The following is a 26723-nucleotide window of genomic DNA, read 5'->3' on the forward strand; positions in this document are numbered from 1 at the left end:
AACTTTATTTGGAAAGCTTTACGTAAAAAGTGATGTCATTCATGACAATCATGTCTGTCAGCTGGCCAGTGACGGCGGGCACCGTTGTGCCGTCTGCCGCCTTACTGTGCCCACATAATGTGCCCGATTAACGGTGCCAGAATCACCGTAACCACGCCGGATAACATCATCACCAGGCTGGACACGACGCCTTCCTGTTGGCCCAGCTGGTAAGCCCGCGCGGTGCCCGCACCGTGGGAGGCGGCCCCAAATCCAGCCCCTTTCGCCACGCTTTGCTGGATAGCAATGCGTAAAAACAGGACGTCGCCGACCGCCATGCCAAATACGCCAGTAATGACCACAAACAGCGCCACCAGATCGGGCTGTGCGCCCATGGGTTTGGCGGCCGCCAGGGCAAAAGGCGTGGTAATGGAGCGCACCGCCAGGCTGCGTTGCAGGCTTTCGGGCAAACTCAGCAAACGCGCCAGCCACACCGAGCTGCACACCGATACCGTGGTGGCGGTCAGCACACCGGCGCTGAGCGATAACCAGTGGCGTTTTATCACGTCCATGTTTTCGTACACGGGCACTGCAAAGGCCAGCGTGGCGGGCCCCAACAGCCAAAGCAACCAGTGACTTTCGGCAATGTAGTTTTGCCAGCTGATATGGGTGACCAGCAACAGCAGCACCAGAATCATGGGCGTCATGATCAACGGCATCAGCAGCAGCGTTGGCCAGCGTCGATACAGCCGTTTATTCACGTAGTAGATCACTAACGTGGCGGCCGCGCACAGGAGGCTGATCGGCAAATCAGGCATCGTTGTTCTTCTTACGCGCCGCGCGCGCCACTTCAAACCGATAAAGCCAGTCCACAACCAGCGCCGTTGCCGCCAGCACCAGCGTGGTACTGACCGCAATCACCAGAAAAATTCGCCAGCCGTCCACCTGCAGCAGGTCCGCGTAGTTGATGACCGCAACCACCGCCGGGATAAAAAACAGTAGCATCTCTGCCAGCAACCAGCTTGCCCCGGCCTTTACCCAGCGCAGGGGTAAAATACGCAGCGCGATAAGCAACAGCAGCAGGAGCATGCCTACCACGTTGGCTGGCAGCGGCAAGTGCAGCCAGTTCACCAACTGTTCGCTGGCGATAAACAGCGAGATGTAGAGCGCCAGTTGTACCGGCACGCTCAGCCGGTTTATGTGGCTGACGTTCAGGCGACGCAAGGCCAGTGCCATTTGTCTTTCCCCTCTGGAATGAATGCGTCCAGTATAGATTTGCTGCATGGGGTGAAAGAAATGAATTAAAATTATCCAAATCATGCCAAAAGGGAATAGTTATGGACGTTCGCGCCCTGCGTTACTTTACCGAGGTCGTCCGCCAACAAAGCTTTACCCGGGCTGCACAGGCGTTGTTCGTGACGCAGCCGACAATCAGCAAAATGGTGCGCCAGTTAGAAGAGGAACTGGGCTGTGCCTTACTTCTGCGTGATGGTCGCCGCCTGCATCTGACGGACAGCGGTCAGGCGGTCTACCAACGCGGTCTGGCGATTCTGCAAGAGTTTCATCAGCTTGAGGCAGAGATAGGCGATATTAACGATCTGAAAACCGGCCAGTTGCGCCTCGGTATTCCCCCAATGGTGGGCATGCAGATTGCCGGTTCCGTCTCCGCGTTTCGCCGCCGCTATCCGGGCGTGGAACTCAACATTGCTGAATTTGGCGGGCTGACGGTGCAGGAAGCCGTGCTGGCCGGAACACTGGATATCGCCCTGACGGCGCTCCCGGTCGATCCCGAACTGCCCCTCGCCACCTTATCCCTTATGCGCCATCCGCTCTGTGTGTTGCTGCCGCGTAAGGCGCCCTGGCTACGTCGCACCCGGCTTTCACTCTCTGAGCTGGCGGCGCATCCGCTGCTTATCTTTAACGAAGAATTTTCACTGAACCGGCAGTTGATGCAGGCGTTTCAGCGTCAGGGAATAACGCCCACGATTGCCGTCCGAAGCGGGCAGTGGGATTTTCTGGCCGCCATGGTTCAGGCAGAGATGGGCCTGGCCATTCTGCCGGAACCTATTTGTCAGCGTTTAGATAAGCAGTCGTTACTGTGGCTGCCGCTGGCGTCTGAACTTCAGTGGCATCTGGGGCTGATTTGGCGGGAAGGAAGTTATCTGTCGCGCAGTGCGCAGGCCTGGATCGCCTGTTGCCGGGCCCACTGGCCCGATGATGCACCCCGCCTGTCTGTCTGATGCCCCGCCTGCTCACCGCCGCACGGCGAAGCAGGCTGGGCCCGAAAGCGGCGGCGAGTTACGCCTCTTTCTCGATCAACAGCGCTTCCAGCAGATCCAGATCGTGCAGCAATTTTTGCATGGTCTCGTTCGAAATCGCCTTGGTGGCACGCAGGTGATAGACCTCCGCACGCTCGGCACGGAGCGCGGTCAGACGGAAGCGGCGCTCCAGATTTTCGGCAAACAGGGCATGTTCAAGGTCATTTTTGCCCTCGGCGCGACGGCGCAGATTCCCGGTCACGCGCAGGCTTACCTCTTTTAACAGCTCTGGATCGATGTTTTCATCGGTTTCTTTTTCGAGCCTGGCTTCCATTTTTTGCAGACTCTCAATCGCCGCCCCCGCCATTACCGCCTTCGCATGCTGTATTTCATGGCGATGCGCATTTTTATCCAGTGTTTCGACGCCGCGCAGCAGGACGGGCAGAATAATGACGCCGACCAGCAGGGAGAACAGAATCACCCCGGTCGCGATAAACACCAGTTCGTAACGGGCCGGGAAAGGATTGCCGTTGCTCAGAAACAGCGGGATCGACAGCACACCGGCCAGCGTAATCGCACCGCGCACGCCCGCAAAGGAGGCGATTAACAGTTCACGCAGTGAGTACGAGGAGAACACTAACGGCTTGTTTTTCAGCAACCGTTTACTGAAGCGCTGCATGATCCACAACCAGCCGAAGCGCACCACCATTAACGCCGCATAGACCAGCACGATATCGGCAAAAATCATCCAGATATCCACATTGGGATCCGCATTGGCTTCGGCGATGGATTTTTGCAGGATAGAGGGCAGTTGCAGGCCCAGCATCAGGAACACCATGCCGTTAAACACAAATTCCAGCATATGCCAGACGCTGTTGGCGCGCAGGCGCATCGTCAGCGGTGCCTGACGAATAATGCCAGAGCGCGTAATCGTCATCCCGGCCGCGACGGCGGCTAAGATCCCGGATACGCCGAGGTGCTCAGCAATCAGATAAGAGGCGAAAGGCAGCAGTAACAGCAGAACAATTTGTGTGGCTGCGTCATCACTGCCGCTCCAGCGGTTCAGCACACGTAGCGACTTCCCGTAAAGCCAGCAGACCGCAACCCCAGCCACCAGGCCGCCCAGCGCCACCTTGAGGAACTCTACGCTGGCACCGCCCCAGCTAAATACCATGGTGCCCATCGCGACCGCGACGGCGAACTTCAGTGAAACCAGGCCAGAGGCATCGTTCATCAAGGCTTCGCCCTGCAGAATCGCCATGATTTTCTTAGGAATGCGGCCTTCACCGACGATACCAGAAAGGGCCACGGCATCGGTGGGTGAGAGCACGGCGGCCAGCGCAAACGCAGGGATAAGCGGAATGCCCGGCACGGTCCAGTAAATCAGGTAGCCGATACCGACGACGGTGATCAACACCAGTACCAGCGCCAGGCCAAGGATTTCCCGGCCATAGTGCAGAAACTCGCTGACCGGTGTTTTCCAGCCGTCGGCAAAGAGCAGCGGCGGAATAAACAGGACGAGGAATAATTCCGGGTCAAAATCCACATGCAGCCCAAACGTGGGCCAGGCCAGCAGCGCACCAACGGCAATTTGCACCAGCGGCAGCGGGATTTGAAAAGGCAAGATACGCGCGGCGACCCCAGAGAGCGACACCACCAGCGTCATGATCAAAATAGTAAAAAAGATTTCCATGCTTTCCTTAGGCGGGTTGTTATCTTTGAATCAACGTGAAGATAAAGTGTAAAACAAACTGGCAAGCGCGGAAAAAGCTACGTGTGCTTCGGTGAGGAAAAAGCGGAAAATTCCGGACGCGCGGCTGCACGTCCGGTCAGACAGTCAGATCGCCCAGCCTCCGGCATAAAAAGCCACCAGCGCAACGGCAATCACGACCGTGCCAATATTTAACTTACGCCATTCACCGGCAAACAGTCGGCCAACCACAAGGGTGGCAAAACCGATCATGATGCCGGTAACAATGTTACAGGTCAGGACAATAATGACTGCGGTGAGCAGGCCCGACATCGCATCGACAAAGTCGGCGAAGTCAATTTTAGCGACGTTGCTCAGCATCAGCAGGCCGACATACATCAGGGCGGGTGCCGTCGCATAAGTTGGTACCAGATAAGCCAGCGGAGACATAAACAGAATCACCAGAAACAGCAGACCCACGACGATTGCCGTCAGGCCGGTTTTACCGCCTGCCGCCGTACCGGCCGCCGATTCAATATATACCGCGGCAGGCGATGCGCCCACCAGTCCGGCAAACAGGCTGCTCAGCGAATCCGTGGTCAGTGCCCGTCCGCCGTTAATAATCTGCCCGTCTTTATCGAGTAAATTGGCCTGCCCGGCCACGGCGCGAATCGTGCCGGTCGCATCAAATACCGCCGTCATCACTAACGCCAGTACGGTGGGCAAGACGGCAGGCTGCAACGCGCCCATAATGTCGAGGCTGAAAAACAGCGATGTCCCCTGCGCATCACGCAGGCTCGGCAGCGCAAACAGCCCTTGCCAGCGGACGGCGGGATCGAAGGCCAGGCCGAGAGCAGAGATCACGATGACCGTCAGCAAAATACCGCCAGGCACCCGGCGCTTCTCCAGACCAAAAATCGCCGCCAGCCCCAGCAAAGACATGAGGACGGGGAAGGAGGTAAAGTGCCCCAACGCCACCGGTAAACCTGAGCCAGGGTTTCTGACCACCAGCCCCACGTTGTCAGCGGCAATCAGCAGTAAAAACAGGCCAATCCCGATGCCCGTACCGTGTGCGACGCCCATCGGCAAATTACGTAAGATCCAGGCCCGAATCCCGGTGGTGGAAATCAGCGTAAACAGCAGCCCCATGAGGAACACAGCGCCAAGCGCGACCGGCACGCTGATGTGCTGACCCAGTACAAGACTGAACGCTGTAAAGGCCGTCAACGAGATTGCACAGCCAATCGCCATGGGTAAATTGGCCCACAGTCCTATCAGGATTGACCCGAAGCTTGCCACCAGGCAGGTGGCAACAAACACCGCCGTAGGAGAGAACCCCGCTTTACCCAGCATACCGGGGACCACGATCACCGAATAGACCATGGCAAGAAAGGTCGTCAGCCCGGCCAGGATTTCCTGTCGCACGCTGCTGCCACGGGCCGAAATGGCGAACCAGGCATCCAGTCTTCCACTGGTCGGGCGTGATTCAATTGACATAGTTAAGCCTCAAAAATTTTTATTGTGTAATTCACGCGGTCACCGTTCTGCATTCCCTGAATATGTCTTTACCCACGGGCAACCGACAAAAGGCAAACGTTTACTTCGCCACGCAGAACGGGTGTAACAAGCACCACCAGACTGAAGGGGGCAGATTATCCGGTCTTTAACCGCCGCTTTTCAACCGTTCAGAGGGAATTACTGCGTATAAAGATCAGGTTAGTAACATCAGGAACGTGCTGGAAACCTGCCAGTAACATTCTTGCTGGCAGCGTGGCTGGTCGATGAAGGAGGATGTTGGTGGAAGAGAGATGACGCCGGACGGCGTCATCAGAGCGCATCGCCTCAGCCCGGCAGAGTGAGTTCACCGCCCTGTTGAATGGCCCGTTGCCATGCGGCGCGCTGCTGAACGGTGGTTAACCATTTTTGCGTGGCGGGCGCATTGTGCAAGCCGGCGCGCTGGCTCAGCGCCAGAACAGGAAAGCTCATTTGCACATCGGCGATGCTGAATCGTTGACCGGCAAACCAGGGATTGGCCGAGAGATGATCTTCGATCATTTGCCTGTGGACGTGGAGCTGTTTGTCCAGCCAGGCTTTTTGTACGCCTTTCCCCAGCGCGGCACCCACGGGACGCAGCAACCAGGGCACGGGCGCGCTGCCCAGCCGGCCAAACACCAGCTTCATGACCAGCAGCGGCATCAGGGAACCTTCAGCGTAATGTAACCAGTAACGCGCCTGGAGGCGCGCCTCTTCGTCGGTAAGCTGTAATCGCTTCTCGCTGTCGTACTTTTCTTCGAGGTATTCCAGTATGGCCCCGGACTCCGCCACCACCCGATTGCCATCTGTGATAACCGGCGATTTGCCTAAGGGATGCACTTTTTTCAGTGCTTCCGGTGCCAGCATGGAGGCTTCACGCTGATAACGTTTAACCTGATAAGGCACTTCCAGCTCTTCCAGCATCCACAGCACGCGGTGCGAACGAGATTGTTCCAGATGGTGAACAGTAATCATCATGATTCCCTGCGAATGAATATGCAGACAGTATAGACGTCACTTCACCTTGTGCAGAGAACCATCCTGCTCGGGATCCAGCAGGACCGCACCTGATCCCTGCTGTCCCAGCCGATCGCCGGGGTTACGGAGCGGACAGTCACGCATGGATAAACAGCCGCAGCCAATGCAGCCATCCAGGTCGTTACGCAGGCGCGTCAGGGTTTCGATGCGCTTATCCAGTTCATCCCGCCAGTGCTGCGTCAGATTGCCCCAGTCCTGCGCAGACATGCGTTTATCCGCAGGCATGTTTTCCAGACTGTCGCTGACGCTGGCGAGCGGAATGCCGATGCGCTGGGCGATTTTAATGATCGCCACACGGCGCAGGACATCACGGCTGTAGCGCCGCTGATTGCCGGGATTGCGCGTGCTGGAAATCAGCCCTTTGCTTTCATAAAAATGCAGCGCTGATACGGCCACGCCGCTTCGCCGCGCGACTTCCCCCGGTGTCAGCACCGGTTTTGGATAATTGCGATCTTTTTTCATCTGGCACTTTACCTCAAGTTAACTTGAGGAATTATACTCCTTTCCCATCAGAACAACACCCGCCCTGACGACGTCACGCCCCCTGCAGGCTGATTATCAGCCTCACAAACTGCGGCATGCACGGTGACGGGGACATTCACCAGAAGGATGAGGCCATGATACAAGAAGAGATCATTCATTCACTGACCCACTGGATTGACCAGAACCTGGATAAAAGCCTGTCAATCGATGAGGTGGCCGCGAAGTCCGGTTATTCGAAATGGCACCTGCAACGTATGTTCCGTAGCGTAACGAAACAGACGTTGGGTGGTTATATCCGCGAACGCCGGCTGACGCTGGCCGCAGAAGCGCTGCGTCAGACGCAGCGTCCGGTATTCGATATTGCGATGCAGTATGGCTACGATTCGCAGCAGACCTTCTCACGGGTCTTTCGCCGCCAGTTTTCCCAGACGCCTACGGCGTATCGTCACTATATGCGTCGCCAGGCGGTTCAGCGTCCACGCCTGCTGAGCTTTGACTGTGGGGAAACGATGAGCAGCTTTACGCAGCGTACAACGGGTGAATGTTGTCCGCTTAATTAACAGCCCGCGTGCGCCCGATCGGGCGCACGGCTTTATCCCTCTTTTTTACCCTTCCGCTGGCTTGACACTGCGCTGACAAATCAAACAAATTCTGTACAAAAATTGAGAACCAGATGATATAATGTGACCCACATCACATTATGACGTTTGTTGCCGACGAAAGAGCCCCACCTGACAGACTTTTCCGCCGACGTGATGTTCGCAGACAGTCAGGCGTCCTTTCCGATTTTGAGGTCAAAATTGATGGCTACCCTAACCACCAGTTTTCTTGTTATGCGCTGGGAATTGCTGAGCGCTGTAATGATGTTTTTCGCCAGTACACTGAAAACCCGCCTTCGCCAGGACAGCCATCATGTCATGGCCTTTCTCTGTGGCGGCGTGGGCGTTGGTCTGTCGTGCTGGTTTGTGACCGGTTTAATGGGCATCACGCTAAGCATGGAAAACGTGCACCATTTTTTGAGCGTCTCTAAAGAAGTGTTCATTGACATGATGTGCCGTGCGCCTGCGAACTGGCCAATGCCCTGAATGACCAATAAAAAACCCCGCAAAGCGGGGTTTTTTATATTGCTGTGTAAAGTCAAATTTTCTTCAACATGACAGGAATGGCGACATCCTGTACGTCAACGTCCGGTCTCTGCGTTCCGCGACGTTCCTGAATCCACATTTCACCCATCATCTTGTCTAAGCCACGATCCAGTCCGGTTACCATGCCTGCGCCAGGCGTAAACGTCAGTTCACCAAAATAGATGTGCTGGTCGTGGATATACCAGTCGACTCGCACGTAGTCAAAGTCACTGGCCAGCGTTTTGCTCAGGGCAAGTGCCCGCTCCAGTGAGGGCATGATCGGGGAAACATCCAGGCCGGTATCGCGAATTTTATGGTAAGCCTCGGAGAGGTTATTAACGTAAAAATTCATCGAAAGCTGAGGCTGACAGCGGTTGTAGATGACCTGAAGAACATACTCAAAATTGCCATCGCGCTTATTGAACATATGAAACTTGTAATCAACCGGCGCGCTTTTACCGTCACCAATATACTGCTCAACCAGAATACGTGGCTTGATATAGCGATAGTGGATCTCACGCGCTTCGTTGGCGAAATCGGTTTTTAACCACGAATAGCAGTTATGAATGATTTGCTGCTTACGAAGCGCATCCGGTTCTTCCAGCACGATCTCTACCATGTTTGAAGCATGATTCGGTTTGATAACCGTGCCCTGCCAGCGCGTAAGATCATTCAACGTGGTGGGATCGGTGGTGTCGTGGAGCAACGGAATCAGATAGTCATTACCAATCTTTTCCGCAATATAGTCGCGCACCGAATACTTATCGGACAGGCGCGCATACAGCTGGTAATCACCATGGATAAACTTGCGATACAGCACTTTTTCGTTGAAGACCTTGGGCTCACGCAGATTCGGGAGCTTTCTGAACTTGCGGAAGTAATAAATACGATCCTGATAAGTCCAGGGCATCTTCTTAATAAAGTACTGCAAACTTCTTCTGAGCTCTTGCTTCAACCTGAGCATATTTGACCTCATTTGTAGGTTTTGTAGTTAAGTGAGGAAACCTGAATTTTTTGAATCACGCCGCGTTTAAAGAAGTAATTCATGACGGTGAGGGACAGGAGCTCAGACAGAAAAACGCTCCAGGCGGCCCCCATGATGCCGTAGCCCTGAATTAGCCACCAGGAAAGCGGGATGCTGATGAGCACCAGACAAATGATTTTCTTCAGTAAATAATCAAAGCCCCCTTCTTTCACCATAAAACGGTACGCGACGGTTCCCATTGCCGAAAAACTGGTCGCCAGGGATAACAGCGTGATGAGGTTGCCTGACTGCCTGTAGGCCGGGCCATATAACGCCACAATAATGTGCTCACCCCACAACGCGACGATAAACAACATCAACAGCGACACGGCCATCACGTAGCCATTGAGCCGGGCCGTCAGCCTGACGGCTTCGTCTCCACGCGCACGAAAAATCTCGCTGAAACAGGAGGTAATCAGCGCCACGGGAATAAAAATCCAGGACGCGGCAATCGTATTGGCAGCAGCGAATAAACCCAGCTCGCGCGCCGAGGCGATGCCGGCCAAAAACATCTGCGCGGTTTTGACCTGGACAGAAATAAAAATGCTGGAAATGGCCAATGGCAAGCCCGCATACAGCAGATAACGCAAATACAGGGTGCGTGTTTCCCGCGGGGGAAATTGCTCCTGATGCTGTTGGTAAAAGCAGTAGCGTTTAATGACATACGGCACCAGCGTTACCGTGATAACTGACAATGTCAGCCACAGCGGATTCAGGCGTAGCCAGGCAATAGTGAAACTCAACGCAAAACTCACCAGCATGCCGACGGCATTCGCCACGGTATTCAGCTTTGATGCCAGACGTGCATTGTTATAAACGCTAAACGTATCCTGCGTGACAAAAACAGAGGCAACAAATGAAGCCAGCGCAAATGCCAGGAAATTTTCCTGCATGTTGTACCAGACCCAAATTAACACTGGTGCCGAGGTAATAAGTAATAAAACCATACGCAAAGTACGTGCAATACGCATTAAGCGCAAACCTTTGGTGGCATTTTTGCTGACACGTTTAAACAAAATAGTTTCAGTGCCAAATAGGGCTATGGTTTGCACCATGGCAAATAACGATGTTGAAAACGCCATCTGCCCAAATAGGGTTGGGCCAAAGGATTTAGCCACGTAAGACGTCACGAAAATGACGCCAAAGACGGAGATAATCTTTTCAGACATCATCCAGGCGGCATTAGACATTACGCTAAATTTCATCGACTGTTCCTTAGTAATACTCAACATCTACCGCTTCGGCACGCCCATCCGTGGGCGAATTAATAAGCGCTTAAATTTCAAAGCGAAATGATAATCATCAAGCCAACCCGGCTCGAAAATGAGAATCCGATTATATTTTAATGAAAGAATTCAGGAGAATTCTGATTATATCTGGCACGAATGCCGACTACTGGAAACGATTTCAAAATGAAATCATTAATGTTAACAAAAACCGTCATTCCTGAATAAAACGGATGCGGAGGCGTCAACCAGCCAAATTACAGTCATTTTTTATCTTTGGGGTGCGATGAATTTATATCAAAAAACCCATACCAGGAAGGCGCGGCATCCCGATCAGAATAAAATAAGATTTATCCCATGATGATATTTATTCTAAATATCTTAATTTAACCCACGTAATTTAACGTCCGTATTTAAACACGGCATTCCACACACTTTTACAGTACCAAAGGTTAATAAAGTAATCCTCATCCATTAATTGATAAGAAAGGTAAGAGCATTTATGAGAAAGTCACGATATAGCGAAGATCAAATCACAAATGCCATTAAAGCTTCTGAATCGGGCGTTAAGGTTAAAGAGATTTGTGAAGAGCTTGGCATCTCTGAGGCAACCTTCTATAGCTGGAAGAAGAAGTTTTCTGGGTTAGCCTCGGAAGAAGGTAGAAAAATCAAGGAGCTGGAAGAAAAGGTACAGTTACTGACGCGCGAACTGCATGCACTTCATTCCGATAAGGAGATGCTGCAAAGCGTTCTGAAGAACTTCTTTACTACGCACGAGAAGCGTCAGGCCGTCAACTTCCTGCAGGACACATTCGATGTCGGCACGCGCCGCAGCTGCCGTTTGCTGGATATTAGCCGTAGTGTTTACCATTACCCAACGGGATCAGAAAACCGTTAATACTGAGAGCATTGCTTTTGATAGCTACCTCGCTGAGATTTGTTCTTACCAGAAGAGATGAAGAGCATTTAACAGGACATTAGGATGGCGCGCCTCGCCCAGTCCGTAATTAATGAATGGATTTGCGGTTACGCTTCCTTTTTTGCGGTAAAATTGATTTACAACAGCAAAAGTCTCTCAATCTACACCACTTTTATCCCCCCAGTCTCATTTCGGTGAGACTGGACCTTCCTTTTTTTTCATTAGCTCGTCTAAAAGAAACTGCCGCTGTTCCACTTTTTCGTTTAATCCCAGTAATCATATTTTGATTTCTCCGTACATTTCCTTAGCACCGACTGGTCCTGAGAAATGTTTTGCCGATCGTCAGATTATGCGTAATCGCATAAAAAGATAAAAATGGCCCAGAATAATCTCAGATTAACAGTTTATTGATACTTAACACTTTCATCCGGTAGCGCACAATTGATAACTATTTCTGCCTGCTATTGATGTCTGCTGTTAAACAGTAAATATAAGCGAAGCGCAGTCTGATTCTGCTGAAATTAAGGCTGCCTGAAGTAAAAGGTGGTTTCTGATAAGGATTTCTCTTAGCCAAACGGTATGTTTTCACCGTTTTTTAAACATAAAAGCTGGGTGCGGGTTAGCGCTTTACCTTCATCTGTCCGCTTTTTGAGGAATAAACGCGCTTTACCCGGCCGTTTTCTGGCTATTTATTGAACAATATGTGCGATTATCTTGCTGTTAATGGGGCGGAAGCCGCCTGTGTGGATAAATACGGCATGGCTGAGTGGCGGTTTTGAGGAAGATTTAAACCCGGCAGATTACCGAGGCGGCTTTATTTCGCCGTTTTACACCTCGGTATAATCCGAAAAAGCGTGAATATCACTCCCAGTAATTATTCATTATCCGGGACGTTCAGATGATTTCCTGTTCAGGGCGGTCACGCGGGGTTGTGGCTTGATGCGCATCGCCCAAATCACGCCAACGATCAGGCAAACAATACCGATCATTGTCAGAACAGGTGGCCAGTGTTGATACCAGATAAACGTCCATAGCAAGCCAAAGAGAATCTCAAAGACGATGAGTGGCCCCATCAATACGGTAGGCAGTCGCTGGCTGGCCGCATTCCAGCATAACGTTCCGGCCCATGAGCACAGCAGGCCAATCGTCAGCATTAATGCAATAAACACCAAAGGCCGGGGGCCGAAAGGCAGCGCAAAATCAGGCTGTTGCCACGCCAGCTGTATGCTGACCAGCGCATACATGATAAGTGCCAGCGGTAAGGTCACAATGCCCTGCGCGGTGGCCCAGGTCGCGGCCTTAAGCTGAGGATGGTTGCGTAACCAGCGCGCATTGCGCAACGGATACCAGGTCCAGCACACCACCGCCATCACCGCCAGGGCAATGCCGGTCAGATAACGCTGGCCGTTGAGCGTTGCCCCCTGGAGTTGCCATTCCGCCGCATTAACGCAAACCAGGCCTGCGCCCGTCACCAGCAGTGCCGGGATAAGCCGTCGCCATGAGAGCCGTCCTTCAAGATGGCCATAACAGAGGTTTGCAGTGACAGCGATGACGATCGGTAAGGTACCAATGATCATCGTGGAGACCGGAGCCCCCGTTCGCTGAATCGCATTGGCGAGAAACGCGTAATAGAAGAGATTGCCAACCAGCGACAGCTTTAATGCTTCCCGCCAGTGGGCGGCGCTCAGTTGGCGCAGTCGGAAACGATCGTGCCAGGCAAGCGGCAACGCAACCAGGCCAAACGCGACATAGCGCCCGGCTGACTGCAACGCGCCCGGATAATCCGGGACGATGACCGGTCCAACAAAAATCAGCCCCCACATCATGCCTGCGGCAAGGGCAAACATTATTCCTGTCAACATGGCTTTTTCCTGTCTGTCTTTTTGCTTCAGTGTGAACCAAACAGGTAAGCATGCCTTGTAGCAAATTGCGGTCAGGACCTGTGTGGCGCGATCTGCTTTTGATAGCGGCCCGGTGTAATGCCGTAACGTTGGGTAAACGCACGGGTCAGATGCGCCTGATCGGTCAAGCCTACCGCTGCCGCGACGCTGGCTATGGCCTCACCCCTGGCAAGCATCTGTTTGGCTTCATAAAGCCGGTAAGCCATTAACATTTGCTGGGGCGTGACATGGAAATGATCGCGGAAGGCGCGTAAAAAATGCCACGGTGATAACGACGCTAATGCCGCCAGCGTGTCCAGCCTGACCGGCTCCCCAAGATGGGCGCGCAGGTAGTCGCGCACATCATCAAAACGGTGTCTGGCATCGACTTTACGCGCTGAGGCCATACGGGCCTGTGGACGGATGCGCACCAGCAGGTCTGACAGCAGACTATAACGCGCCAGGGCCGTATCGGCCTGCCACAGCGCCGCCAGACACTGCGACACAGGCTGCGCAAGTCGCACGTCCGTTCGCAGCGCATCCCCGAACCACCAGCCACGGTCGCCACTCAGCTCATCCATACAGTCGGGCTGGATGTAGATCATTTGATAACGCCAGCCCGTTTCGCAGGCCGATTCCCCAGTGTGCAGCTCATCAGGATTCATCATGACCAGAGAATGGACAGGGGCAGTGTAGTGCGTACCGCGGTAACGGAAGCGCTGTGCCCCGGCCTCGATGGTGCCGATGCCAAAGGCTTCGTGCGTATGCGGAGCAAAGGCATAACGGGAAATATGCGCCTGGTAAAGTTCCACGCCCGGCAGTTCAGGCAACTGCCGAAACAGCGCACGATCTTTTTCACAAGGAAAAACAGCTGGAACGCCTTCCACGTTATCGCTCCTTATCCGGTTGGCAGAATCTGCAAGCATGCCGTTAAAAGGGGATGAAATGCAAAGATTGTCATCCCCGGTTGAATACATGACACTGCGTAACAGGTGTATTGACGAGGAAACATCATGCAGCGTGTTGTAATGGTAGTTGATATGCAAAATGGCGTATTTACCACGCCGCGTTTCGATCGGGCTGGCCGGGTCAGGCAGATTAACCGCCTCATCGAACAGGCTGATCTTACGCTGTTTATTCAGCACAGCGAAGGCGACATGGTGCCAGGCAGCCAGGCCTTTGCGCTGTTACCCGAGATGGCTCAATCCCGGAATGCGCACTTTATTACCAAGACAGCCTGCGACAGTTTCTGGCGGACGTCCCTGGCCTCACTGCTGAGTGAACTGGCTATTCATGAGTTTGTTATTTGTGGGTGTGCCACTGATTACTGCGTCGACACCACCATCAAGGTCGGCGCAGGACTGGGCTATCGCATCACCGTCGCCGCTGACGCCCATACCACCGCCGACCGGACCTGTGCCAGTGCGGAACAGTTAATTGGCCAGCATAATGAAGTCTGGGCGGGCTTAAGTCTTCCGGGTAACGTACCACGCGTGATCGATACCGATACCGTGCTGGCCGGGTGGCGTTAAGCGATCACGCTTTCATCCGTATCAGACCATCTGACTCTTTCTTCATCCTGAGTCGCATCAGCCCGGCCAGTTATGGCCAATTTTGGAGGCGCTATGTTTGAGTCGTTTGCCTGGATCAATGAGCCTGCAACGTGGCAGTGCCAGAACGGTACGCTACAGGTCACCACCGATGATAAGACCGATTTCTGGCACAAGACCTGGTACGGGTTTGAGCGCTTTTCCGGCCATGTCTTTGCCACGGAGGTGGACGGCGACATGACTTTTCAGCTCAAAATCTGCGCAGACTTTACCACGCTGTACGATCAGGCCGGACTGATGCTGATACGCGACGCACAGCACTGGCTAAAAGCAGGAATTGAATATAACGATGGTGCGCCCGCCATTGGCAGCGTGCTGACGCTCGGCCATTCCGACTGGGCAACGGGGATATTTCCTGGCGATCCGCGAGCGTTCTGGCTCCGGCTGACGCGCAAAGGTGACAGCCTGAGACTGCAGTATTCGGCAGACGGACAGACGTGGCCTTTATTACGTCTGAGCTATTTTCCACCCGGTCCGCTCAGGATAGGTGCTATGTGTTGCACGCCGGAGCGTGCCGGCCTGGCGGTCACCTTCCGCGACATGCTTCTGACGCCGCCGCTGGATAAAGCACTGCATGATTTAAGTTAACGGCGGACGCGTCGTCCAGAGATGTGATGACATGTTTTTTGTCGCCCGTGCCCGATCTTGCCCGGGCTTTCAGGATACAGGCCATGTATTTCGGCCAGGTCATGCCCGCCGGGTCATCGCGCCTCCAGTGTCGGCGCTGGATAAACCACGCCAGGGTGTGCGTGAAAGGCGGGATAGTGGTGCAGAGTTAAACCAGACATCCCCAACAAAACAAAAAAGCCCCGGTAATGGGGCTTTCTGCAACAGAGACTGACAGACGGCTTAGAACGGAATGTCGTCGTCAAAATCCATCGGCGGTTCGTTATTGTTGCTGGCCGGAGCGCTGGGCTGCTGCTGCGGACGAGACTGTGCGCCGCCGCTGAACTGGTTGTTATTGCCCTGCTGCGGTTGCTGAGGCTGGCCCCAACCGTTGTTGTTGCCCTGACCGCCGCCTGCTGGCGCGTTACCGCCCTGCTGACGTCCACCCAGCATCTGCATGGTGCCGCCCACGTTGACAACCACCTCCGTGGTGTAACGTTCCTGACCGCCCTGATCCTGCCATTTACGGGTGCGCAGCTGGCCTTCAATATACACCTGAGAACCTTTACGCAGGTATTCGCCCGCCACTTCTGCCAGTTTGCCAAACAGCACGACACGGTGCCATTCGGTAATCTCTTTGTTCTCACCGGTCTGCTTGTCGCGCCAGCTCTCAGAGGTAGCCAGCGTAATGTTGGCGACAGCGCCACCATTTGGCATGTAACGTACTTCCGGATCCTGACCCAGATTCCCGACAAGAATCACTTTGTTAACGCCACGACTGGCCATGTTGCTGTCTCCCGATGAATGATTACGTCAACTCTAAACAATCAATTCTAACACGTCCCGCGCCTGGTTTCCCACTTTCGAGCGGTGTTCCATTTTTAATCATCTGCCGGAAAAAAGCAAAAAACTACTGGATATTTATTCAGTCTATTTTTTGTGCCATAATGATGCGTTTATTCTGGCCGTGTCACAGGGCGCGGTGAGTGCAGCTAATCCGGGAAAGGTGAATGGATAAGATCGAAGTTCGTGGTGCCCGCACCCATAATTTGAAAAACATCAACCTGACCATCCCTCGCGACAAACTCATTGTGGTTACTGGCCTTTCCGGGTCCGGTAAATCCTCTTTGGCGTTTGATACGCTGTATGCGGAAGGTCAACGCCGCTATGTGGAGTCGCTCTCTGCCTATGCGCGCCAGTTTCTGTCTTTGATGGAGAAGCCTGACGTCGATCATATTGAGGGTTTGTCGCCGGCCATCTCCATTGAGCAAAAGTCGACCTCGCATAACCCGCGATCGACGGTAGGCACGATTACGGAGATTCACGATTATCTGCGCCTGCTGTTTGCCCGCGTGGGTGAACCGCGCTGCCCGGATCATGATGTCCCGCTGGCTGCTCAGACAGTGAGCCAGATGGTCGATCAGGTGCTTGAACAGCCCGAAGGTCGCCGTCTGATGCTGCTGGCACCGGTCGTGAAAGATCGCAAAGGTGAACATACCAAAACGCTGGAAAACCTGGCGACGCAGGGCTACATCCGCGCCCGGATCGACGGCGAAGTGTGCGATCTTTCCGATCCTCCTAAGCTGGAACTGCAGAAAAAACACACCATTGAAGTGGTTATCGATCGCTTTAAAGTCCGCGATGATCTGGCGACACGCCTGGCGGAATCCTTTGAAACGGCGCTGGAACTCTCTGGCGGTACCGCGATTGTGGCCGATATGGACGACAGCGCGGCAGAAGAGTTGCTCTTCTCCGCGAACTTTGCCTGTCCGGTTTGCGGATACAGCATGAGTGAGCTGGAACCGCGCCTGTTTTCGTTTAACAACCCCGCCGGTGCCTGCCCGACCTGTGACGGTCTGGGTGTGCAGCAATATTTCGATCCCGATCGCGTAGTGCAAAATGCAGAGCTGTCGCTGGCAGGCGGCGCCATCCGTGGCTGGGACCGTCGTAACTTCTATTACTTCCAGATGCTGCGCTCACTCGCCGATCATCTCGACTTCGATATAGAAGCGCCGTTTAACAGCCTCAAGGACAGCGTGCAGAAAGTCATTCTGTACGGTTCCGGCAAAGAAACGATTGAATTTAAATATATTAATGACCGTGGCGACACGTCTGTGCGCCGCCATCCGTTCGAAGGCGTGCTGAACAATATGGAGCGCCGTTATAAAGAGACGGAATCCTCAGCGGTACGCGAAGAACTGGCGAAATTTATCAGCAATCGCGCCTGCGCCAGCTGTGAAGGCACGCGTCTGCGTCGTGAAGCGCGCCACGTCTATGTCGAAAACACCACGCTGCCGACCATTTCAGACATGAGCATCGGTCATGCCATGGCGTTTTTTGAAAATCTGAAACTCAGTGGTCAGCGGGCTAAAATCGCGGAAAAAGTGCTGAAAGAGATCGGCGATCGCCTGAGTTTTCTGGTCAATGTTGGCCTGAACTACCTGTCGATGTCGCGTTCTGCAGAAACATTGTCGGGCGGTGAAGCCCAGCGCATCCGTCTGGCAAGCCAGATTGGCGCCGGTCTGGTCGGCGTGATGTACGTACTGGATGAACCGTCAATCGGCCTGCACCAGCGCGATAACGAGCGCCTGCTGGGCACGCTGATTCACCTGCGCGATCTGGGTAATACCGTGATTGTGGTCGAGCACGATGAAGACGCGATTCGCGCCGCCGACCACGTGATCGATATCGGTCCCGGCGCGGGCGTGCACGGCGGCGCTATCGTCGCGGAAGGTACGGTTGAGCAGATTATGGCGGAAGAGGCTTCGCTGACCGGCCAGTTCCTCAGCGGCAAACGCGCAATCGCCGTGCCTGAAACGCGCGTGAAGGGCGATCCCTCGAAGGTCCTGAAAATTACGGGCGCGCGCGGTAACAACCTGAAGGACGTCACCTTAACGCTGCCTGTTGGCCTGTTTACCTGCATCACCGGCGTCTCCGGGTCAGGGAAGTCGACGCTGATCAACGATACGCTGTTCCCTATTGCCCAGCGCGCGCTGAACGGGGCCACCATTGCTGAGCCAGCACCGTATCGCGATGTCGCCGGTCTGGAGCACTTCGATAAAGTCATCGATATCGACCAGAGCCCCATCGGCCGCACGCCGCGCTCTAACCCGGCCACCTACACCGGTATTTTTACGCCGGTTCGTGAACTGTTTGCCGGCGTGCCTGAATCACGTTCACGTGGTTATAACCCAGGCCGTTTCAGCTTTAACGTGCGTGGCGGACGTTGTGAGGCCTGTCAGGGCGACGGCGTGCTGAAAGTGGAAATGCACTTCCTGCCGGATATTTATGTGCCGTGCGATCAGTGCAAAGGCAAACGCTATAACCGTGAAACGCTGGAGATTAAATACAAAGGCAAAAGCATTCACGAAGTGCTGGAAATGACGATTGAGGAAGCACGTGAGTTCTTTGATGCCGTTCCTGCCCTGGCGCGTAAGCTGCAAACGCTGATGGACGTTGGATTGTCCTATATCCGCCTGGGTCAGTCGGCCACCACCCTGTCCGGTGGTGAAGCGCAGCGCGTCAAGCTGGCGCGTGAGCTGTCGAAGCGCGGCACGGGACAGACGTTGTATATTCTGGATGAGCCCACCACCGGGTTACATTTTGCCGATATCCAGCAACTGCTCGAAGTGCTGCATCAACTGCGCGATCAGGGCAACACCATCGTGGTCATTGAGCACAACCTCGACGTCGTGAAAACGGCGGACTGGATCGTCGACCTGGGGCCGGAAGGCGGCAGTGGCGGCGGTGAAATTCTGGTGGCAGGCACGCCAGAAACCGTGTCCGAATGTGAAAAATCACATACGGCCCGCTTCCTTAAGCCCTTGTTGAAAAAATAAAATTGCAGGCCCGCATCACGCGGGCCTTCTTACAGGGATTGCACAATTTACCCTGAAAAATGCAGGATCAGGCAAGATTCAGACACATATAGGCATATACGCTTTTCTCTCCCCTGACTATCCTTAATTCGTTCCCCTTTGGTACGCCCCTGGCGTCACCTTCTTGCTGCGCGCGTTATGCTGCGGCGTTGATCGAAAAATCACGACACACTTTAACTGGAGACACCATGAACATTACCCATGCGTATGCTGCTCAGGATGCAAAGTCCAAACTGGCACCGTTTGATTTCAAACCGCGTGAGCTTCGTGCTCATGACGTACAGCTTGACGTGCTGTTTTGTGGCGTTTGTCATTCTGACTTGCATCAGGCGCGCAATGAGTGGAAAAACACCATTTTTCCTGTGGTTCCGGGACACGAGATTGTTGGCCGCGTGACCGCAGTCGGCCCCGAGACGCAGAAGTACAAAGTCGGCGACCTGGTCGGCGTTGGCTGTATGGTTGATTCCTGCCGCAGCTGTCCAAGTTGTCAGGAAGGCCTAGAGCAGTACTGTGAAAATGGCTTTGTCGGCACGTATAACGGTCAGGATCGCCAGACAGGGGCTATCACCTACGGTGGTTACTCCACCTCTATGGTAGTGGATGAAAGCTTTGTGCTGCGTGTTCCAGAAAACCTGGAGCTGGCCGGTGTGGCACCGCTGCTGTGTGCCGGTATCACCACCTATTCACCGCTGCGTCACTGGAATGTCGGCCCGGGTAAAAAAGTCGGGATCGTGGGGCTGGGTGGACTGGGGCACATGGGCGTAAAAATTGCTCACGCGATGGGCGCGCATGTCGTGTTATTCACCACCTCACCGTCAAAAATCGAAGACGGAAAACGTCTGGGCGCAGACGAAGTGGTCATTTCGAAAGATGCCGACCAGATGGCGCAACATGCCAACAGTTTTGACTTCATTCTTAACACAGTGGCGGCGCAACACGACCTTAATCCGTTTATCACCTTGCTGAAGCGTGACGGCAATATGACTCTGGTCGGCGCGCCTGAACACGATCATCCCGCGCCACAGGTTTTCAATTTGATCTTTAAACGCCGCAGCATCGCTGGCTCGCTGATTGGCGGTATCGCTGAAACCCAGGAGATGCTGGATTTCTGTGGCAAACACGGCATCACGTCAGATATTGAGCTGATCGCCATGGATCAGATCAACGAGGCTTACGAACGTATGCTGAAGAGCGATGTAAAATATCGCTTTGTCATTGATATCGATACGCTGCGTAAAAACGCGGCGGCGTAATCCTGTCCTGTGCCCTTTCCCACGCCGGGAAAGGGCCGTTACCGCCCGGTATCTGCCTGCTGAAAAGAGGCATCCACCAGATAGTAAATTTGCGAATCTTTCAGCGTGCCGTCTAAAAACAGCGTGTTCCAGTGTGATTTATTCAGATGTTCACTGGGAAACACATCGCTGTGCTCATCCCGCATCAGTTCAGCCAGCGCGGGCGAGGATTTGAGCGACACCGCCGGACGCCCTTTGACTTCATGCACCATGGCAAACAGCACGCCGTTGCTCTTGATCTGCGTAGCTTTCCAGTCGCTGTGAACGCTCTGCTCTGCGCCGGGTTTGCTCATGCAGTACGTCAGTAAGTCCGAATTATTCATACTCATTCCCCTTGTAAGGTCGCCACAATACGTCGGGCTCCGCCATGAATACGATGTTCCCCCAGCCAAATGCCCTGCCAGGTGCCCAGTACCAGCTGTCCACGCTGCACCGGTAGCATCAGTGAAACGCCCAGCGTGGACGACTTAATGTGGGCGGGCATGTCGTCACGGCCTTCGTAATCGTGTTGATAAGGAGCCGCTTCCGGGACATGGCGCATAAAGTGTTGTTCCATGTCGCTCCGCACTGTCGGATCGCAGTTTTCATTCAGCGTCAGTGAAGCCGACGTATGCTGCAACAGCAAATGGAGTAATCCGGTGTGGATATCACGGAGTGCGGGCAACTGTTGCACAATCTCTTCCGTTACGAGGTGAAAACCCCGCGATTTTGCGCTTAAGGTCAACGTTTGTTGATACCACATACTTTTTTCCTGAATCTGTGAGACACAGTTAAGTGTGCAGAATGTGGCGCAAAGGTAAACCCGATCCGTAAAAATAAAAAAGCCGCCAACAAGGTTGGCGGCCCGGGGAAGATTGTGTGCGGAATTACATTACTGCCGCAAAGGCTTCCGCGACCTGATGCACGTTTTTGCTGTTCAGACCTGCCACACACATACGGCCGCTGCCGACGAGGTAGATCCCAAACTCTTCACGCAGGCGGTCCACCTGCTGCGCACTCAGGCCGGTGTAGCTGAACATCCCGCGCTGCTTCAACAGGTAGTCGACGTTCTTACCGGGTAGCGCCGTACTCATCACCTGTACCAGCGCCTGGCGCATGTCGATAATGCGCAACCGCATGGCTTCGACCTCGGCCAGCCAGTTAGCTTTCAGCGTAGCGTCGTTTAACACGCGGGCCACAACCTGTGCGCCGAAGTTTGGCGGGCTGGAATAGTTACGGCGGACGGTCGCTTTGAGCTGACCTAATACGCGGCTGGCCTCTTCAGCGCTGTCACATACCACAGACAGGCCGCCGACGCGCTCGCCATACAGCGAGAAGATTTTTGAAAAGGAGTTGCTGACCAGCGCAGGCAGACCTGCCGCAGCAACCGCACGCATCGCGTACGCATCCTCTTCCATGCCAGCACCAAAGCCCTGATAAGCGATATCCAGGAACGGGATCAGCTCCTGTGCTTTCAGCACGGCAACAGTTTCGTCCCACTGCGCATTGGTCAGGTCGGCCCCGGTTGGGTTATGACAGCACGGATGCAGCAGCACGATGCTTTGCTTTGGCAGGGTTTTAAGCGTGCTCAGGAAGGCATCAAAACGTACGCCGTTGGTTTCCGGGTCATACCACGGATAGGTCTTCACCTCGAAACCGGCACCGTTAAAGATGGCGATATGGTTTTCCCAGGTCGGATCGCTGACCCAGACGTTGGACTGCGGGAAATAACGCTTCAGGAAATCCGCACCGACTTTCAACGCACCTGAGCCGCCCAGGGTCTGAATCGAGGCGATCTGGCCCGCTTTTAATACGGGATGATCGGCTCCGAACAGCAGTGGCGCTATCGCGTTGCGGTAGGTATTTAATCCTTCCATAGGCAGATAGAGCGAAGCCTGCTGCGGTTCGGCACGTAACTGCTCTTCAGCATCAGCCACCGCCTGCAGCTGAGGGATGATGCCTTGCTCGTTGTAATAAAGCCCAATACTCAGGTTCACTTTATGCTCGCGCGGATCCTGTTTAAAGGCTTCCATTAGCGACAAAATCGGGTCGCCAGCATAGGCATCAACGTTCTGGAACACGGTGCAGATCTCCATGATTGTTCTTGAAATAAAAAAGGGCGATTAAACCCTGTACCGCCCGGGACGATGGTTCATTGCGATGATCATATTCAGTATCACCGCGCCCGCAATGGACGCAAGCAACATCGGCAGGCTGACGACAAACAGCGAGGCCAGCACCACGCAGGTATCGACCGCCATTTGCAGTTTACCGGCGCGAATGCCGAAACGGTCTTGCAGCCAGAGCGCCAGGATATTGATCCCGCCCAGGCTGGCTTTATGGCGAAACAACACTATAAACCCAATCCCCATGATGACGTTACCGAACAATGCCGCATAAAAAGGATTCAGTGTGGAAAAATGCATAAACAGGGGATGAAGATGGGTAAAAAGCGACACCAGCCCCACGGCACAAAAGGTTTTTAGCGTAAATTCCCAGCCCATTCGCTTCACGGCCAGCCAGTAGAACGGCAGGTTGATTACAAAGAAAACGCTGCCAAATGACAGGGGCGACAGATAGCTGATGAGGAATGCCAGTCCAGCCGTGCTGCCGGTCAATGCGCCTGCCTGCTTCAGCATGAGCACACCAAACGAGACCATTAAGGTGCCGAGCAGGATAGCCAGCGCATCTTCAAGGCGAGAGTGAGGAATATCGGCGGGTTGTACAATGTTGTCCATAAAGCAGTCTCAGTGCGAATGATGCAGCACCAATGCAATAACTGCGCCAGCCTGTGCAGGCGCTCAGGCATAAGCGTCTTACCGGATTTTACTGCCCCGCCGGGGAGGTCGATTGTGCATTGCCCGACTCAAATACGCATAAAAAACGCATCATTCCGCCACATCATGCACCACCTGCGCGCATTATGCTCTTTTTTGGCGCACAGCCTGCTGCTCGCCCATCATTAATCCGTTCTCTTTGAGTCTGCCCAGTACCACCGATGTTTTGACATGGGAAACGCTCTGGTGACCGGCTAACAGCTGGCTGATTACCGCGCTCAGTGAGGCCAAATCGGCCACGGCGACTTTCAGCAGGTAGTCGGCATCACCGGTGGTTTTATAGGCATCAATAATTGCGTCTTCATGTTCCACCATGCGATGGAAGCTGTCGACATAGTCAGCGGTATGGTTAATGAGCCGCACTTCAATGAGTCCGACAATGCCCAGCCCCACCGCGTCCGGCGACAGCCGTGCGTGATAGCCAAGAATCAGGTTGGCCTGTTCAAGATTGATACGCCGACGTGAACATTGTGAAGCAGAAAGACCGACCAAATCGCTGAGTTCCTGATTGGTCAAACGGCCATTAGATTGGAGCAGAGTAAGGATTTTTAGATCGTAATCGTCTACGTGCGTCATGCTGTTTCCGTCGCGTGTCAGTGTCGCTTTGCTACAGATAACCCGATTCACTGCGACGTTGTCCAACACTATTTTGCACGGTCCTGCCTGCCATGCACAGATCGTGCATGGCAGGCCAGTGACGGATTATTCGTCGTCGTACTGCGGGCCTGCATAGTTATCAAAGCGTGACCACTGACCGTTAAATGTCAGGCGTACGGTACCGATCGGGCCGTTACGCTGCTTACCCAGAATGATCTCTGCGATCCCTTTCAGGTCGCTGTTTTCGTGATAAACCTCGTCACGGTAAATAAACATGATCAGGTCAGCATCCTGCTCGATCGAACCCGATTCACGCAGATCCGAGTTTACGGGACGTTTATCGGCACGTTGCTCCAGTGAGCGGTTCAGCTGAGATAACGCCACCACGGGCACGTTAAGCTCTTTTGCCAGCGCTTTTAATGAACGGGAAATCTCGGCAATCTCCAGCGTACGGTTATCTGACAATGCGGGCACGCGCATCAACTGCAGGTAGTCGATCATGATCAGACTGAGGCCACCGTTTTCACGATAGATGCGACGCGCGCGGGAACGGACCTCGGTCGGCGTCAGGCCAGAAGAATCATCGATATACATATTCTTCTTTTCCAGCAAAATGCCCATCGTGCCGGAAATGCGCGCCCAGTCTTCATCGTCAAGTTGACCGGTACGAATACGGGTTTGGTCAACCCGCGACAAGGAGGCCAGCATACGCATCATGATCTGTTCGCTGGGCATCTCCAGACTGAAAATCAGTACCGGTTTGTCCTGCAGCATCGCCGCGTTTTCACACAGGTTCATGGCGAACGTGGTTTTACCCATTGAGGGACGTGCGGCCACGATAATTAAGTCTGAGCGTTGCAGCCCGGCCGTTTTCTTATTCAGATCCTGATAACCGGTATCGATGCCCGTGACGCCATCGTGCGGCGTCTGAAACAGCGACTCAATCCGTGAAACCGTCGCTTCCAGAATTTGTTCGATGTTTTTGGGGCCATCGTCTTTGTTAGCCCGCGCCTCAGCGATTTTAAATACGTTCGACTCGGCAAAATCCAGCAGGTCTTCACTGCTGCGCCCCTGGGGATCATAACCGGCATCGGCTATCTGATTCGCCACGGCGATCATTTCGCGCACGACCGCACGTTCACGCACAATATCCGCGTAAGCGCCGATGTTCGCCGCACTGGGCGTGTTTTTCGCCAGCTCAGCCAGGTAAGCAAATCCGCCGGCCATCTCCAGTTCGCCGCGCGTTTCCAGCGATTCTGACAGCGTAATCAGGTCGATAGGTTTGCTGTTTTCCAGCAGGCGCTGCATCTCTGAGAAAATAAGACGGTGCGAGCGATTGAAAAAATCATTTGCCACGACGCGTTCGGACACGTTGTCCCAGCGCTCGTTATCCAGCATTAACCCACCCAGCACCGACTGCTCCGCTTCCAGCGAATGCGGGGGCATTTTCACGCCTTCTAACTGGCGATCCTGCGTTTCGTTCGATTTGTTGGTGGGTTTATTTCCTGCCATAGTGAATGCATTACCGATCTTCTGTGGGGACGCGCAAGTATACCTCAGTTAAGGGGCGTGCCTCACCTTCATGATGAAACAATTACAGGAGTAAGCATGGCAAAGCGTATTCAGTTCAACGCACACGGTGGCCCGGATGTCCTGGCTTGGGTTGATTTTGAGCCTGCCGATCCCGCCGATGATGAAATCCAGGTCGAAAACCGCGCGATTGGCATTAACTATATTGATACTTACGTGCGCAGCGGGCTGTATCCGACAGGTCATTTTCCCTCTGGTCTGGGCACCGAGGCGGCGGGTGTGGTCACCCGCGTGGGATCGGCGGTCACGCGTTTCAAACCCGGCGATCGCGTCGTGTACTGTCAGGCCGCACTCGGGGCTTACAGCGAGCTGCATAACGTGGCGGAAGACCGTCTGATGCTGTTACCCGACGCCATCAGTTTCGAGCAGGCTGCCGCCAGTTTTTTGAAAGGCCTGACGACGCAGTACCTGTTACGACAGACCTATAAGCTCAAAGCCGACGAAATTTTTCTGTTTCATGCCGCGGCGGGTGGCGTGGGGTTGATTGCCTGCCAGTGGGCAAAAGCGCTCGGCGCCCATCTGATCGGCACCGTCGGCTCCGCCGAAAAGGCGACACTGGCCAAAAACGCGGGAGCCTGGGCCACCATTAATTATCAGCAAGAGGACATTGCACAACGGGTCAGTGAGCTGACCGGCGGCAACAAGGTTGGCGTGGTGTACGACTCTGTGGGGAAAGCGACCTGGGAAGCCTCGCTGGACTGCCTGCGTCGTCAGGGACTGATGGTGAGCTTCGGGAATGCTTCAGGGCCGGTGACCAATGTTGATCTCAGCATTTTAAATAAGAAAGGCTCGCTGTTTGTTACCCGTCCTTCCCTGTTCGGCTACATCACCAATCGTCAGGAGCTGGAAACGGCCAGTGCAGAATTATTCTCTTTACTGGCAAGTGGCGCCATTAAGGTCGATGTGCCCGAGCAGCAAAAATTTGCACTGAAAGAGGCCAGCCGCGCTCACCAGTTACTGGAGAGCCGCGCGACGCAGGGATCGAGCCTGCTGATTCCCTGATGTAAAAAGGGCTTCCCGCAGGAAGCCCTTCTTTTATTTTTCATTCGCACTGATGTAGGGGCAGAAGCGATGAATATGTTATGAATCAACGACAGCTATCCTGACAGAAAACATAAGTAAAAAGTATGATTGTTGTTAATATTCTGAGCACCAATTTTTCACTGTGTGATCACGCACA

General features: G+C 54.0%; 26 protein-coding genes. 9 read left to right on the forward strand and 17 right to left on the reverse strand.

Annotated features, from left to right (window positions below; all coding sequences use genetic code 11):
- Window positions 1–101: 101 nt before the first annotated feature.
- The gene (locus tag GC087_RS21070) at window positions 102–797 is read right to left on the reverse strand and encodes an LrgB family protein (protein ID WP_033738999.1); all 696 of its coding nucleotides are present in this window, start codon (window positions 795–797) and stop codon (window positions 102–104) included.
- Window positions 790–1215 carry a CidA/LrgA family protein gene (locus GC087_RS21075; RefSeq protein WP_058702338.1) on the reverse strand — a complete coding sequence of 142 codons (426 nt, stop codon included), beginning with the start codon at window positions 1213–1215 and terminating at the stop codon, window positions 790–792. Before GC087_RS21075 ends, GC087_RS21070 begins: the two co-directional genes overlap by 8 nt.
- A gap of 101 nt (window positions 1216–1316) precedes the next feature.
- On the opposite strand from GC087_RS21075, the gene GC087_RS21080 reads away from it, so the two are divergent.
- Complete coding sequence (locus tag GC087_RS21080) at window positions 1317–2219, forward strand: LysR family transcriptional regulator (protein WP_039339057.1); 903 nt, start codon at window positions 1317–1319, stop codon at window positions 2217–2219.
- A gap of 58 nt (window positions 2220–2277) precedes the next feature.
- Here GC087_RS21080 and GC087_RS21085 read toward each other — a convergent pair whose 3' ends face one another.
- The 4 genes from GC087_RS21085 to soxR all read right to left on the reverse strand — a co-directional run bounded on the left by GC087_RS21085 (window position 2278) and on the right by soxR (window position 6960).
- Window positions 2278–3930, reverse strand: a complete 1653-nt coding sequence (locus GC087_RS21085) for a Na+/H+ antiporter (protein ID WP_033738994.1) — start codon at window positions 3928–3930, stop codon at window positions 2278–2280.
- Between the two features lie 144 nt (window positions 3931–4074).
- Window positions 4075–5424 (reverse strand): NCS2 family permease, encoded by a 1350-nt coding sequence (locus GC087_RS21090; protein ID WP_033738992.1) that lies wholly within the window; start codon window positions 5422–5424, stop codon window positions 4075–4077.
- A gap of 345 nt (window positions 5425–5769) precedes the next feature.
- On the reverse strand, window positions 5770–6435 hold the full coding sequence (locus GC087_RS21095; RefSeq protein ID WP_033738991.1) for a glutathione S-transferase family protein: 666 nt from the start codon (window positions 6433–6435) through the stop codon (window positions 5770–5772).
- A gap of 39 nt (window positions 6436–6474) precedes the next feature.
- Window positions 6475–6960 (reverse strand): redox-sensitive transcriptional activator SoxR, encoded by a 486-nt coding sequence (gene soxR / locus GC087_RS21100; protein WP_006121571.1) that lies wholly within the window; start codon window positions 6958–6960, stop codon window positions 6475–6477.
- A gap of 155 nt (window positions 6961–7115) precedes the next feature.
- Between soxR and soxS the strand changes: the two genes are divergently transcribed.
- A complete protein-coding gene (gene soxS / locus GC087_RS21105) occupies window positions 7116–7541 on the forward strand; it encodes a superoxide response transcriptional regulator SoxS (protein ID WP_006121570.1) in 426 nt (141 codons plus the stop codon).
- Window positions 7542–7784: 243 nt separating this feature from the next.
- Entirely contained in the window at window positions 7785–8066 is a 282-nt protein-coding gene (locus tag GC087_RS21110) for a YjcB family protein (RefSeq protein WP_324029239.1), read from the forward strand.
- A 52-nt stretch (window positions 8067–8118) separates the two neighbouring features.
- Here the strand turns inward: GC087_RS21110 and GC087_RS21115 are convergent, their stop codons facing one another.
- Window positions 8119–9069 carry an ATP-grasp fold amidoligase family protein gene (locus tag GC087_RS21115; protein WP_039339061.1) on the reverse strand — a complete coding sequence of 317 codons (951 nt, stop codon included), beginning with the start codon at window positions 9067–9069 and terminating at the stop codon, window positions 8119–8121.
- Between the two features lie 8 nt (window positions 9070–9077).
- Complete coding sequence (locus GC087_RS21120) at window positions 9078–10334, reverse strand: oligosaccharide flippase family protein (protein WP_033738990.1); 1257 nt, start codon at window positions 10332–10334, stop codon at window positions 9078–9080.
- Between the two features lie 523 nt (window positions 10335–10857).
- Here GC087_RS21120 and GC087_RS21125 point away from each other — a divergent pair.
- On the forward strand, window positions 10858–11253 hold the full coding sequence (locus GC087_RS21125; protein ID WP_033738988.1) for a transposase: 396 nt from the start codon (window positions 10858–10860) through the stop codon (window positions 11251–11253).
- A 902-nt stretch (window positions 11254–12155) separates the two neighbouring features.
- Here GC087_RS21125 and GC087_RS21130 read toward each other — a convergent pair.
- Together GC087_RS21130 and GC087_RS21135 are read right to left on the reverse strand one after the other, a co-directional pair.
- Complete coding sequence (locus GC087_RS21130; RefSeq protein ID WP_039339063.1) at window positions 12156–13136, reverse strand: DMT family transporter; 981 nt, start codon at window positions 13134–13136, stop codon at window positions 12156–12158.
- 71 nt (window positions 13137–13207) lie between these two features.
- Window positions 13208–14041: an AraC family transcriptional regulator gene (locus GC087_RS21135; protein ID WP_054634663.1), complete on the reverse strand. Its 834-nt coding sequence runs from the start codon at window positions 14039–14041 to the stop codon at window positions 13208–13210.
- Window positions 14042–14167: 126 nt separating this feature from the next.
- Here GC087_RS21135 and GC087_RS21140 point away from each other — a divergent pair, with 126 nt between their 5' ends.
- Both GC087_RS21140 and GC087_RS21145 read left to right on the forward strand, forming a co-directional pair.
- Window positions 14168–14686 carry an isochorismatase family protein gene (locus tag GC087_RS21140; protein ID WP_039339066.1) on the forward strand — a complete coding sequence of 173 codons (519 nt, stop codon included), beginning with the start codon at window positions 14168–14170 and terminating at the stop codon, window positions 14684–14686.
- A gap of 93 nt (window positions 14687–14779) precedes the next feature.
- Window positions 14780–15352: a DUF1349 domain-containing protein gene (locus GC087_RS21145; RefSeq protein WP_054634664.1), complete on the forward strand. Its 573-nt coding sequence runs from the start codon at window positions 14780–14782 to the stop codon at window positions 15350–15352.
- Window positions 15353–15613: 261 nt separating this feature from the next.
- Here the strand turns inward: GC087_RS21145 and ssb1 are convergent, their stop codons facing one another.
- The gene (ssb1, locus tag GC087_RS21150; protein ID WP_006121517.1) at window positions 15614–16156 is read right to left on the reverse strand and encodes a single-stranded DNA-binding protein SSB1; all 543 of its coding nucleotides are present in this window, start codon (window positions 16154–16156) and stop codon (window positions 15614–15616) included.
- 224 nt (window positions 16157–16380) lie between these two features.
- On the opposite strand from ssb1, the gene uvrA reads away from it, so the two are divergent.
- Both uvrA and GC087_RS21160 read left to right on the forward strand, forming a co-directional pair.
- Window positions 16381–19209 carry an excinuclease ABC subunit UvrA gene (uvrA, locus tag GC087_RS21155; protein ID WP_033738980.1) on the forward strand — a complete coding sequence of 943 codons (2829 nt, stop codon included), beginning with the start codon at window positions 16381–16383 and terminating at the stop codon, window positions 19207–19209.
- Window positions 19210–19436: 227 nt separating this feature from the next.
- Complete coding sequence (locus tag GC087_RS21160; protein ID WP_033738979.1) at window positions 19437–20501, forward strand: NAD(P)-dependent alcohol dehydrogenase; 1065 nt, start codon at window positions 19437–19439, stop codon at window positions 20499–20501.
- A 38-nt stretch (window positions 20502–20539) separates the two neighbouring features.
- Here GC087_RS21160 and GC087_RS21165 read toward each other — a convergent pair whose 3' ends face one another.
- The 6 genes from GC087_RS21165 to dnaB form a co-directional block, all read right to left on the reverse strand.
- On the reverse strand, window positions 20540–20863 hold the full coding sequence (locus tag GC087_RS21165) for an MmcQ/YjbR family DNA-binding protein (RefSeq protein ID WP_006121520.1): 324 nt from the start codon (window positions 20861–20863) through the stop codon (window positions 20540–20542).
- Between the two features lie 2 nt (window positions 20864–20865).
- Window positions 20866–21282, reverse strand: coding sequence for a secondary thiamine-phosphate synthase enzyme YjbQ (locus GC087_RS21170; RefSeq protein ID WP_033738976.1), 417 nt, complete (start codon window positions 21280–21282; stop codon window positions 20866–20868).
- Window positions 21283–21406: 124 nt separating this feature from the next.
- Complete coding sequence (locus tag GC087_RS21175) at window positions 21407–22600, reverse strand: amino acid aminotransferase (protein ID WP_133745551.1); 1194 nt, start codon at window positions 22598–22600, stop codon at window positions 21407–21409.
- Between the two features lie 42 nt (window positions 22601–22642).
- On the reverse strand, window positions 22643–23257 hold the full coding sequence (locus tag GC087_RS21180) for a YitT family protein (RefSeq protein ID WP_006121564.1): 615 nt from the start codon (window positions 23255–23257) through the stop codon (window positions 22643–22645).
- 183 nt (window positions 23258–23440) lie between these two features.
- Window positions 23441–23932 (reverse strand): Lrp/AsnC family transcriptional regulator, encoded by a 492-nt coding sequence (locus tag GC087_RS21185; RefSeq protein ID WP_058702337.1) that lies wholly within the window; start codon window positions 23930–23932, stop codon window positions 23441–23443.
- A 126-nt stretch (window positions 23933–24058) separates the two neighbouring features.
- Entirely contained in the window at window positions 24059–25465 is a 1407-nt protein-coding gene (gene dnaB, locus GC087_RS21190; protein ID WP_006121562.1) for a replicative DNA helicase, read from the reverse strand.
- A gap of 96 nt (window positions 25466–25561) precedes the next feature.
- On the opposite strand from dnaB, the gene GC087_RS21195 reads away from it, so the two are divergent.
- Entirely contained in the window at window positions 25562–26545 is a 984-nt protein-coding gene (locus GC087_RS21195; protein WP_324029241.1) for a quinone oxidoreductase, read from the forward strand.
- Window positions 26546–26723: the final 178 nt, after the last annotated feature.

It is taken from the genome of Pantoea sp. JZ2 (assembly GCF_035191405.1).
GTDB classification, from domain to species: Bacteria; Pseudomonadota; Gammaproteobacteria; order Enterobacterales; family Enterobacteriaceae; genus Pantoea; species Pantoea stewartii.